This window comes from Marivirga sp. (assembly GCF_024636815.1).
Lineage (GTDB): Bacteria > Bacteroidota > Bacteroidia > Cytophagales > Cyclobacteriaceae > Marivirga.
This window is the reverse complement of record NZ_JAGXGF010000112.1, coordinates 1-11,607: the sequence shown is the minus strand read 5'-3', so window position 1 is coordinate 11,607 and position 11,607 is coordinate 1. Positions and strand designations below refer to the sequence as shown.

Genomic DNA, 11,607 nt, shown 5'->3' with positions numbered 1-11,607 from the left:
ATGATCCACCTAAAACAAAAAATCAAGGCATACAGGGGGTTCTTTTTCCTGAATACGGCTAAAAATGGACTAAACTTAACTAGGATTAGGTTTTTCTCTCTATTTTGAATTATTTAGGACAGCATTGATATTTATTCATTTATGGTAAAAAGTATATTTAAAAAAATGAAATGAAATGCCCGAAATCATCGACCTAAGCAAAGAAATTTATGCGGGAATGCCTGTTTTCAAAGACCTTCCTCAGGTTAAAATGGAAATCCATAATTCGCATGAAGAATGGGCTGGCATTAAAAACCCAAAGAAAAGAACTCCTGCCGTTCATAAACTAGAACTTGGAGAGCATACTGGCACACATGTAGATGCCATCAATCACATGGCTCAGCAATATGAAGGCCAATCTATTGACAAAATGCCCTTATCAATGTTTTACACAGAAGGGTTTTGCTTAGATTTTTCGCACAAAAAGCTAGCAGAATTAATAGAGCCTCATGAAGTTGAATCGGCTTGTAAACAAGCTAAAGTAGAAATCAAAAAGGGTGATACTGTCCTCCTTTATACGGATCATTACAGAAAACATTTTAATAAAACAGATTGGGGAAATGGTCCTGGTATTTCTGCTGAAACAGCCCGTTGGCTAGGAGCGCAAAAAATTTCAGCTTTTGGTGTTGAAACCATGTCTCCAGGTGTTAGAAAAGTTTCCAATAAAGAAGTCCATCACATTTGTGGAGAATTGGGCTTTACCCATTATGAAAATATGATCAATCTGCACCAACTAATTGGAAGAGGGAGATTTCGCTTTATCGCATTTCCCTTAAAAATCCGTGGTGGTACAGGTTCTCCTGTTAGAGCTGTGGTGGTTTTTGAATAGTATATTATATATAATTAAGTATTTCCGCAAATAAAATATTATTACCCTAATAAAATATTACTACCCTTTCCATAAATCAATAAATCCTTACCTTAGTAGATTATCATGAAATGATTTTAAATAAATACCTCTTAAATCACATTAAAAATCAAACTATTTAAACCTTTAATTAATGAGAAAATTAATTTTAATAATTTCACTAGGACTACTACTAACTAATTGTACATCTGAAAAGAAAAGTGACAAAGAACAAAAAGTTGAATTTAATGAAGAATTAGCCAATGAATTATTAGAGCTAAAAGAAATTGATCAGCTAGCTGCAAACTCTAAACCTAAGCAATATGAACATTTGAGTAATAACGAATGGCAATCAGTTAAGGATAGCATTTTTAGAAAAAATAAAACCAGAGCAGAAGAAATTTTAAATAAATACGGTTACCCAGGATATGACTTAGTTGGAGAAAAAGGTTCCTTTAGCTTTTGGCTAATAGTACAACATTGTGATTTTGACCCTGAATTTCAGAAAAAGGTGCTCTTAGAACTAAAAAAACAAGTGGACAATGGGAATGCCAATTCCAGAAATTTTGGATTACTCACCGATCGAGTGAGGCTTAATACTGGAAAAAAGCAAGTTTACGGTACGCAAGTAACCTATATCTCTAGCCAATGCCGTGCAATTCCAAAGCCACTAAAAGACAGCGCAAACGTAAATAAAAGAAGAGCTGAAGTTGGATTAGAACCTATTGAAGAATACTTGAACTTGATGTCTGAAATGCATTTTGAAATGAATAAAGAAAATATGATAAATAGAGGAGTTACAGAACCATATGTTTATAAAACGCAGTAGGAAATAAAGTTATAATACTTTAGCATCTCATTTTAAAAAAAGAAAAGCGATGATCTCACAACCATCGCTTTCTCCTTTTAGCTATTCATAATATCTTCAATTTCATCTACTTCAATCGGAATATTGCCCATCATGTCGTGATGACCATCTTTAGTGATGACCACATCGTTTTCCAAACGAATGCCTAAGCCTTCACTTTGAATATAAATTCCGGGCTCTATAGTGAATACCATACCTGGCTCAAACTCCCTGTAAATATTTCCTACGTCATGAACATCCAATCCAATGTGGTGAGAGGTTCCGTGCATGAAATACTTTTTATAAGCTGGGTTTTTAGGGTCTTGATTTTTAATATCGGTTTTATCCAATAAGCCCAAGCCTAATAACTCACTTTCCATCAACTTTCCTACTTCTTTATGATATTCAGGAATTCTGTTCCCTGGCTTTAAGATTTTATAACATTCCTTCATAACCCTCAATACGGCATTATAAACATCTTTCTGACGTTGAGTATATCTTCCGTTCACAGGAATTGCACGTGTCATATCAGCATTATAGTTACCATATTCTGCTCCCACATCCATTAATAAAAGCTCACCGTCTTTGCAGACATCTTTGTTTTCTATATAGTGCAATACACAGGCATTTGCTCCGGAAGCCACAATTGGTGTATAAGCAAAACCTTTAGAACCTTGTCTTACGAATTCATGCAAAACTTCAGCCTCAATTTCATATTCCTTTACACCAGGCTTTACATATTTTAAAGTTCTTCTAAATGCATCTTCTGTAATTTTACAAGCTCTTTCCATTTGAGTGATCTCCTGAGGATCCTTAATCGCTCTAAGATCATATAAAATAGGCGCTGCTTTTCTGTACTGATGGGCAGGATATCTATCTTGCAACCATTTGATGAAACGCATATCTCTTGTTTCAACAGGAGTAGCATTTCTGATATGTTCATTGGTGTTAATAAAAACTTGCTCAGCTTCCGCCATTAAAGTATTAAATACCGTTTCAAATTGTGATAACCACATCACAGTAGGAATACCTGATGCTGCAGTAGCTTCCTCTTTAGTGTATTTATGCCCTTCCCAAACAGCTATATGCTCATTGGTCTCCGTTACAAATAAAATCTCTCTCCAGCCATCATTATCAAAATCTGGAAATAAAACCAAAATGCTTTCTTCCTGATCAATACCAGTCAAATAAAACAAATCACTGTTTTGCCAGAAGGTCATAGTGCCATCCGCATTCATAGGCATCACATCATTGGAATTAAAAACTGCCAATGAACGAGCTGGCATTTGCTTCATGAAATTTTTGCGGTTCTTTATATATAGGGATGAATCTAAAGTTTTGTACCTCATAAAAATTACTATTTATTTCAAATTAATCGTTTAAGCTTCGTAAATTTCAAATTTACATTTTATTATCTCATTCAACATGTTAAAACAGGCTTTTTTCAAGACATTCTTCTTTATAATCCCTTTTTATCTGCTTTCATTTGCAGTTTTAGCACAACAAAAGTATTGGTTAGAATTCCATATTGAAGAATTGAATGCCCAAAATCAGCAAATAGAACTCTTAAAAGACAGTTTAAAAAAGAAATATCCTGAAAATTTAGAATTTCTTTATCAGTCAAAATGGAATCCTGTGGTCAGTATTTATACAGATGAAAACATCGTTCAAAATTTAATTGATGACCATTTTGTCAAGACTATTACTCCTCAAAAAGAGCTTCAAGCATTATCAATCGAAACAGCCGAAGTCATTGAGTATTCTTACGCCTTGGAGCAAATTAAAGCTCATTATATTACAGATAGTATGAGGCTGAGTGGTAAAAATGTAAAAATAGGAGTTATTGACGGTGGATTTATGGATGCAGATGCTGAAACATCTCTTAAACATCTAATTAAAAATAAGCAAATAAAATTCTTTCAAGACTACCTTATGAAAGGAAATACAGATCCATTTTATGGAAAAAGAATAGCCGGAGATGATCATGGTACGCAGGTTTTAAGAATGATAACAGGCTCGGATAATGGGACTTCTATAAAATACGGTATGGCCGAAAATGCAGAGCTATATTTAGCAAGAACAGATCATGGAATAAGAGAAAGGAGTTTAGAAGAAGATTATTGGGTAGCTGCTATTGAATTATTTTATGATATGGGCATTCGCTTAGTCAATTCTTCTCTTGGTTATACTGATGGATTTGATAAAAGAAAAGAAAACCACAGCAAAAAGGAAGTTGACGGAAAAAGCAGTATGGTTACCAAAACTGCACAAATGGCATCTGAAAAAGGAATGCTAATTGTAAGCGCTGCAGGAAATGACGGCCATAACAAATGGGAGATTTTATCATTACCTTCTGATGCAAAAGATGTATTGACTGTTGGTGCAGTTCGCTTTGATGATTGGTCTAAGATATATTATTCCTCCATTGGACCTGATAAACTAGATTATGTTAAACCAGATGTAGCTTGTTTCGCTGCAAATGGCACTTCCTTTTCGGCTCCTGTCATTACAGGTTTAGCCGCATGTATTTGGGAGTATGATAGTACCTTAAGTAATCTTGAAGTAATCAATATTATAAAATCAGGCAGTCATTTGGCGGAAAGTCCTAATAACTATGTGGGTTATGGAGTACCTGACAGTAAAAAAATAATCTCCCTTTTAAATCACGAAAAAGTTAAGTCAGAATTAAAATCTATTGAATCTGATCAGAATTATATTGAAATCGAGCTACCTGAAGGAATGGAGACAGTTGTGATATTTCATAAAAAAGATACCTGGAATGTATTAGAACAGCAAAGCGTCAAAATAGAAGAAGGTCAAACAAGCTTAGTAGTTGAAAAAATAGATAAAACTAAGTTTTCAACTATTGTGGCTCAAGATAAATTGCTTTTGGAAGTTGAATGGAACTGAATTTAATTTACCTGGATACTAATTTATCAAGCTCCCTGCTCAATCTAAGTATATTTGCTTCATGAACTTCTTTTTCAGAAATAGTCATCCCTCCAAAATTACCAGCCCTTGGAGCTCCTATTAATACATTCTGGATAATACCATTAGCGTCAATTGTAAATGTTGTTGGATATGGGAAAACACTCTGAAATTCTCCCACTTCTAATTTTATAAATTGATTAGCATTAACTTGGTTTTCAGAAGGAACTAAATGAATATTAGGATTAATCTGTTTAGCGTACTTCTCTAGCTTATTAGGAGTATCATGCGCTAAAATGATAAATCGAACGTCAGGATAATCTTTTGACAGTTGATTCAATGCAGGAATAGAGGTAATGCATGGAGCACACCATGAAGCAAATGATTCTAATAAAATAGGTTTTGAATCAGTCAATAACTCCAATTCATTACCATAATAATCCTCAAATTTATAATTACCTATATACGAGCCATTAATGGAATCAGAAAAGCTATTTAACTCATGAAATTCAACTCTCTTATGAAAATCAACACCATATTTATCTCTCATGGATGTAGCAAAACTTTCCAATTTATATGAGTAATTATCATCTTTTTTGGTCGTGCAATTTGAAAGAAGAAAGGCTGTAAAAGCTAAAAAAAAATATTGGTACTTCATTGAAAGTAGAATTTTAAGTAATAAAAAAAGCATCTAAAATTTTAGATGCTTCTCATTAAATTATAACCTTAAATTGTTATTTCAATATTAAAATAAATTAAAACTTAATCCAAATCTGAATGGGGTCGTTTGAGTGGCTACTGGTTCCTCTGCATTATTTAAAGGCCCTCTTCCCGGGTTAAACAATTCAGAAAAATCATACTCAAAATGAGCCCCAAATCCTGCTATACCTATTCTAAAATGAGCTCCATAACGGAATTGATTCAATTCAAAACTTTCTTTCCTTTTGATTTTCTTCGTTTGCTCATTCTCAACATATTTAATTTTTGTTTTACCATTAATTAAATACCCTATACTACCACCGGCAGCTAAAAAGAGTCCACCATTATCAATTTTATCTTTGTTGAAATAGTAACGGAACTCAAGAGGAATATTAACATAGTTTGTCTCAAATTTTGAACTCTCAACAAATCCATTCTCCCCTATCAAATCATTTCCTATAGTTTGGAGACGTACATTTCGTATTTCATCTGCTCCTGAAACAACTCCTAAAGTAGTAGAATCACCTTCAAATGCGAATTTATCGAATGAAAAATTAACCCCTGTATTGAAACTAAAATTAGAATTAGAAATTTGTACTGGGTACATATAACCAATTTTAAAAGCATTATTCCCAATAGTTTTCAGGTTTAAATCCTCTACATCATTATTATACAACATATTTAAACCAAAGGATAATGTTAAATCACCTTTTAAATTGGGCCTGGGTCCAAAAGTGTTTTTTTCCTGCAAATTTTGAGCATTAATACTAGCTGCCGCAGTTAATAGAATTAAAGTGAATGCGAATAGTTTTTTCATTTGTAATATTTTGAATTTTACTTTCGAATGACAAAGATAGCGTTTTATGCAGAGGATAAATAAATAATTCCTTTTTCTTATAAGAAAATATTTTCTACCTTTGCAAGCTCATTAGCAAACGTAGTTGATGAAAAGATATTGTTTTTAGATTTATAAGCATATCGAAAATTAAAAAATGGCCTCGTAGCATAACTGAATAGTGCACCACATTACGGCTGTGGAGGTTGCAGGTTTGAATCCTGCCGAGGTCACTGATTATCAAAGGGTTACTAACTTAAAGTTTGTAACCCTTTTTTTATTTGCATATTTTTTATTTAAAGTTCAATATTAAAGGTATCGGTAACCTTTCTACTTGCCTTTAAATTCAGGCTTACGCTTATCTAAAAAGGCCTGTTTTCCTTCTTTATAGTCTTCTGAACTTCCCGCTATTTGCTGAGAATATTTCTCATATTCCAACATATCATCTAAAGTAGAAGTCGCAGCTTTGTTTAGCATCTTCTTAATCATTCCAATAGATTTGGTTGGAGCTTTCGCAAAATAATCAGTGTAAGACTTTACAGCTTCATCCAATTCATCATCTTTTACTACTTTATTTACTATCCCCAATTCATAGGCTTCCTGAGCAGTTATTTTAGTTCCCATAGCACATAGTTCAAATGCTTTTTGATAACCCACTAAATTAGGAAGGAAGAAAGAAGAACCAGAGTCAGGCACCAAACCTATATTGATAAAAACCTCAATCATCTTGGAAGATTCAGCCGCAATAATCATATCTGAAGCCAAGGCCAAAGAACAACCTGCTCCTGCAGCTACTCCATTTAATCTAGCAATGATCGGTTTAGGTAATTTCCGCATTGCTCTTATAATTGGATTGTATCTTTTTTCCAAGGAGTTGTAAAACATTTTATCATCATCATCACGAGCAGATTTCAAATCCTGACCAGAAGAAAAGGCTTTCCCCTCTCCTGTTATGACTACTACTCTAACTCCTTGGTCTTTTCCAGCTGATTTTAAAGCATCTTGAAATTCATAACTGATGCCATCATTAAAAGCATTGTAAAAATCTGGTCGATTAAAAGTGATAGTGCAAACACCATCTTGAAGCTCGTATTTTAAAAACTCGTACATTATTTATTTTTCTTTAATTGAATATCAAAATTGTGAGGAAATTTACAAAAAACCCAATCAGGAAACCAATCCAAACCTGACGACTATCATGAGATGCTAATTTTAATCTGGCGCTTCCCACCAATCCGCAAAACAAAAAACATAAAGCTACTGCGTAATAAAATTCTGAAGGTTCAGCTTTTAGAAGCAATGCCAGATATATTCCTGTAGCGCCAGCAATTGCAATGGCATGTGCACTTATTTTCCACCATATTGTAATTATAGTTAAAATAACTATGCTGATTGTAACAGATAACAGAATTGCAGTAACCAAATTTGGAAAGCGAAATTTCTCCCAAAAAAGATAGGTTGTGGCTACGTAAAAAATGGCATTAAACAAAAATGGGAAGACTCTCTCTCTTCTATCTTCCATATTAAGATTAGTGATATTACGAGTAAATTTTAGAAGTAATATCCCCATCAAAGGAATTAGAAAAGTGGTCATGAAAACCATGGACATAAAACGCCAAGCTAAATCCCCTGACATATTTAAGCTGTAAGGCAAAAAAAACAATATACCTAAAAATATGTAACTCGGAATGAGCAGGGGTTGAAATACAATAGATATGAAATGCGCCCAGAATTTATTCACTACAACTCTTTTCTTAATCGTGCAACAGGAATATTAAGCTGCTCTCTGTATTTAGCAACAGTTCTACGGGCAATTTTATAGCCTTTTTCCTTTAATAATTTTTCTAATTTATCATCTGAAAGTGGTTTACTTTTATCTTCTTTATCAATAAACCCTCTTAAAGTATTTTTCACTTCTCTAGAGCTGACATCTTCCCCTGATTCTGTAGCTATACCTTCTGAAAAGAAAAACTTCAATGGATAAATCCCAAATTCAGTTTGTACGGATTTGCTATTAGCCACTCTGGAAACAGTGGAAATATCCATATCAATTTTTTCAGCTATGTCTTTCAAGATCATTGGCCGTAATTTACTTTCATCACCTTCTCTAAAAAACTCATATTGATATTCTAAAATAGCCTGCATAGTATTCAAAAGTGTAAATTGACGTTGTTTTATAGCATCAATAAACCACTTTGCAGCATCTAATTTCTGTTTCACGAAGCCAACTGTTTCCTTTAACTTCTTATCTTTTTTATCACCTTTATCATAGGCTTTCAACATCTCTGAATAAGATGGGCTTACTCTCAAATCAGGTGCATTTCTTGAATTTAAGGTAATAACCATTTCTCCATCCTGATGAGTCAGAATAAAATCAGGCATTAAAAATTGTGTCTTCACTGCACCAGAACCAGAACCTCCTGGTTTAGGATTTAATCGCTTGATTGTATCGATAGCATCCTTAAAAAGCGACTCGTCTTCAATATTAAGCTTCTTTACTATTTTCTCGTAATGCTTTTTAGAAAACTCCTCAAAACATTCATCTATAATTTGATAAGCTAATTTAACGGCTTCCGATTGGTCAAGCTTTCTTTCTAATTGTAACAATAGGCATTCCTCTAGATTACGGGCAGCTATTCCAGCGGGATCAAAATCCTGAATCTTAGTCAATACACTTTCTACCTCATCTTCATCAGTATTAACATTTTGAGAGAATGCCAAATCATTTACAATCGCATTAATATCTCTACGGATATAACCATCACTCTCAATACTTCCGATTAATTGTTTTCCGATTTTATATTGATTTTTATCTAAGCCAAGAAATCCTAATTGTGTCATCAATTGGTCATTCAAAGTAGTGCCCATAGCAATTGGCATCTCTTTTTCTTCCTCCTGCCCATTACCATCGCCTTGCATTCTATAACCTGCTTCATCATCATGCAGGTAATCATCTATATCAAAATCATCGGTAACTTCTTCTTCGTAATCCTCCTCATAATTATCTTCCTCAGATTCTTCTTTCCCTTCTTCTAAAGCTGGATTTATCTCCAATTCTTCTTCAATTCTCGTATCTAACTCAGCAGTAGGCACCTGCAACAGTTTTATAAACTGAATTTGCTGAGGGGACAACCTTTGCCCTAAGGATTGTGAGAGTACTAATTTTTGCATAAATCTATTTCACTAAAAATTGTGCCAACTTTCTTACTTCAAATTTATTTTAAATTCTGGAATTAAGCATTAAAAAATCAATTATATGCACATTATATCTTTGATAAAAAGCCAATATTATCGAATTTTGGCGAATTAAATTTTATCATTTATAAACGCAATAATTTTATGACTGTTCCGGCAAGAATTAAAATCAACAAACTATTATCGAGTGAAGCTACTGAACAACAGGCAAATGTAAAAGGATGGGTAAGAACGAAAAGAGGTGGTAAGCCTGTTTTTTTTATTGCGCTTAATGATGGTTCTACTATCAACAATATCCAAATAGTAGCCGATCCGGAAACAATCTCAGAAAATATCATAAAAGATATCACAACAGGTGCTGCCATAAGTGTGGTTGGAAAAGTAGTTGCTTCCCAGGGAACCGGTCAATCTGTGGAAATATTAGCTGAAAGTATTGAGGTTCTAGGAAAAGCTGATCCTGAAAAATATCCATTACAGCCGAAAAAGCATTCTATGGAATTCATGAGGGAAAAAGCTCATCTGAGAATGCGTAGCAGTACATTTAGTGCAGTTTTCAGAATTCGTCATTCAATGGCCTTTGCTATTCACCAATTCTTTCATGAAAAAGGATTTTATAATTTACATACTCCTATCATAACCGCCAACGATGCAGAAGGTGCAGGAGAAACTTTCCATGTTACCAATTTCGATTTGGATAAAATCCCAATGACTGATGACGGAAATGTGGATTATAAGCAGGATTTCTTTGGGAAAGAAACCAATTTAACGGTTTCCGGTCAGCTTGAAGGTGAATTGAGTGCAATGGCTTTAGGCGAAATTTATACATTCGGACCAACTTTCAGAGCTGAAAATTCCAATACTACTCGTCATTTAGCTGAATTCTGGATGGTAGAGCCTGAGATGGCATTCTATGATTTGAACGATAACATGAACTTAGCAGAGGAAATGCTAAAATATGTTGTAAAATATGCTTTAGAAAACTGCCAAGATGATTTGGACTTCTTAGCCAAAAGAGCTGATGATGAGGACAAGCAAAAGCCTCAAAACGAGCGTCAAGAAATGGGCTTACTGGAAAGATTGCAGTTCATTTTAGACAATGACTTCGAAAAAGTAAGCTATACTGATGCTATCGAAATATTAAGAAACAGTAAGCCTAACAAAAAGAAGAAATTCAATTACATCATTGAAGGATGGGGCGCAGATTTACAGTCAGAACACGAGAGATTTTTGGTTGAAAAGCACTTTAAAAAGCCGGTTATTTTATTTGATTATCCTAAAGACATCAAAGCGTTTTATATGCGTCAAAATGATGATGATAAAACGGTAGGCGCGATGGATATTTTATTCCCGGGAATAGGCGAAATAGTAGGTGGTTCTCAAAGGGAAGAAAGGCTTGAAAAGCTGACCCAAAGAATGAAAGAAATGGACATTCCAGAGGATGAATTGTGGTGGTATTTAGATACCCGTAAATTCGGTACAGCCCCACACAGTGGCTTCGGCTTAGGCTTTGAAAGATTGATGCTTTTCGTGACGGGCATGGGCAATATTAGAGATGTGATTCCTTTTCCTAGAACGCCAGATAATGCGGAGTTCTAGAAGTTGGAAGCTCGAAGTAGGAAGTTAGGTCAGTGTACCGAAGGTCAGACCGGTTTGTACTCTAATTTTTGTACGTATCTGCATAAAATATGAAGGGATTGAAGTTACAAATTTAGTTGGTTGGATTAATATGATTTAATACTTTAGTATTTTACATTAAATTTCAACCATGAGCTTTAAATTTGAGAACCTTCGGATATGGCATATATCGATGGATTTTGGAGAAGATTTATATAATCTATCAAAAACTTTCCCGAAAGATGAAGTATTCAATTTAACTTCACAACTTCGAAGAGCTTCTGATTCAATAGCTTTAAATATTTCTGAGGGCTCTATTTTACAATCTGCTCCAGAATATAAAAAATTTCTAAGTTACAGCATTCGATCTCTTGCCGAAGTTGTAACTTGTTTGCATAAAGCAAAAAGAAGAAAATATATAGACGAAAATCAATTTCAAACAAAATATAAACAAGCATATAATCTAATGAATATGATGGTAAGTTTCCGAAGTAAGATTAAATAGTGTCATTCCCTGAAATAAGTTGACCGTTTTTAACCGATTAAAGTTATGATAAAAACGGGAAAACGCATCAGGAACAGGGTTAGATTTACCGAGGAGTT

Annotated in this window: 11 protein-coding genes and 1 tRNA gene; 6 read left to right on the top strand and 6 right to left on the bottom strand. The window is 34.0% G+C overall.

Features of this window, described 5'->3' with window-relative positions:
- Window positions 1–175: 175 nt before the first annotated feature.
- Together Q0L29_RS08795 and Q0L29_RS08790 are read left to right on the top strand one after the other, a co-directional pair.
- Entirely contained in the window at window positions 176–868 is a 693-nt protein-coding gene (locus Q0L29_RS08795) for a cyclase family protein (RefSeq protein ID WP_296620905.1), read from the top strand.
- A 172-nt stretch (window positions 869–1,040) separates the two neighbouring features.
- Window positions 1,041–1,715: a DUF6624 domain-containing protein gene (locus Q0L29_RS08790; protein WP_296620904.1), complete on the top strand. Its 675-nt coding sequence runs from the start codon at window positions 1,041–1,043 to the stop codon at window positions 1,713–1,715.
- Between the two features lie 77 nt (window positions 1,716–1,792).
- Here Q0L29_RS08790 and Q0L29_RS08785 read toward each other — a convergent pair whose 3' ends face one another.
- Window positions 1,793–3,082, bottom strand: a complete 1,290-nt coding sequence (locus tag Q0L29_RS08785; RefSeq protein ID WP_296620902.1) for an aminopeptidase P family protein — start codon at window positions 3,080–3,082, stop codon at window positions 1,793–1,795.
- 76 nt (window positions 3,083–3,158) lie between these two features.
- Between Q0L29_RS08785 and Q0L29_RS08780 the strand changes: the two genes are divergently transcribed.
- On the top strand, window positions 3,159–4,643 hold the full coding sequence (locus Q0L29_RS08780; RefSeq protein ID WP_296620900.1) for a S8 family serine peptidase: 1,485 nt from the start codon (window positions 3,159–3,161) through the stop codon (window positions 4,641–4,643).
- 7 nt (window positions 4,644–4,650) lie between these two features.
- Here the strand turns inward: Q0L29_RS08780 and Q0L29_RS08775 are convergent, their stop codons facing one another.
- Together Q0L29_RS08775 and Q0L29_RS08770 are read right to left on the bottom strand one after the other, a co-directional pair.
- Complete coding sequence (locus Q0L29_RS08775) at window positions 4,651–5,319, bottom strand: TlpA disulfide reductase family protein (protein WP_296620898.1); 669 nt, start codon at window positions 5,317–5,319, stop codon at window positions 4,651–4,653.
- Between the two features lie 87 nt (window positions 5,320–5,406).
- Window positions 5,407–6,177, bottom strand: a complete 771-nt coding sequence (locus Q0L29_RS08770; RefSeq protein WP_296620896.1) for a porin family protein — start codon at window positions 6,175–6,177, stop codon at window positions 5,407–5,409.
- Between the two features lie 177 nt (window positions 6,178–6,354).
- Here Q0L29_RS08770 and Q0L29_RS08765 point away from each other — a divergent pair.
- Window positions 6,355–6,428: transfer RNA gene (locus tag Q0L29_RS08765), tRNA-Arg, on the top strand.
- 97 nt (window positions 6,429–6,525) lie between these two features.
- Here the strand turns inward: Q0L29_RS08765 and Q0L29_RS08760 are convergent.
- The 3 genes from Q0L29_RS08760 to rpoN all read right to left on the bottom strand — a co-directional run bounded on the left by Q0L29_RS08760 (window position 6,526) and on the right by rpoN (window position 9,366).
- Window positions 6,526–7,305, bottom strand: coding sequence for an enoyl-CoA hydratase-related protein (locus Q0L29_RS08760; protein WP_296620895.1), 780 nt, complete (start codon window positions 7,303–7,305; stop codon window positions 6,526–6,528).
- A 13-nt stretch (window positions 7,306–7,318) separates the two neighbouring features.
- Window positions 7,319–7,831 (bottom strand): PA-phosphatase, encoded by a 513-nt coding sequence (locus Q0L29_RS08755; protein ID WP_296620894.1) that lies wholly within the window; start codon window positions 7,829–7,831, stop codon window positions 7,319–7,321.
- Between the two features lie 104 nt (window positions 7,832–7,935).
- Window positions 7,936–9,366, bottom strand: coding sequence for an RNA polymerase factor sigma-54 (rpoN, locus tag Q0L29_RS08750; protein WP_296620891.1), 1,431 nt, complete (start codon window positions 9,364–9,366; stop codon window positions 7,936–7,938).
- 168 nt (window positions 9,367–9,534) lie between these two features.
- Between rpoN and asnS the strand changes: the two genes are divergently transcribed.
- Together asnS and Q0L29_RS08740 are read left to right on the top strand one after the other, a co-directional pair.
- The gene (asnS, locus tag Q0L29_RS08745; protein WP_296620889.1) at window positions 9,535–10,986 is read left to right on the top strand and encodes an asparagine--tRNA ligase; all 1,452 of its coding nucleotides are present in this window, start codon (window positions 9,535–9,537) and stop codon (window positions 10,984–10,986) included.
- A gap of 169 nt (window positions 10,987–11,155) precedes the next feature.
- A complete protein-coding gene (locus Q0L29_RS08740; protein ID WP_296620887.1) occupies window positions 11,156–11,509 on the top strand; it encodes a four helix bundle protein in 354 nt (117 codons plus the stop codon).
- The last annotated feature ends 98 nt before the right edge of the window (window positions 11,510–11,607 follow it).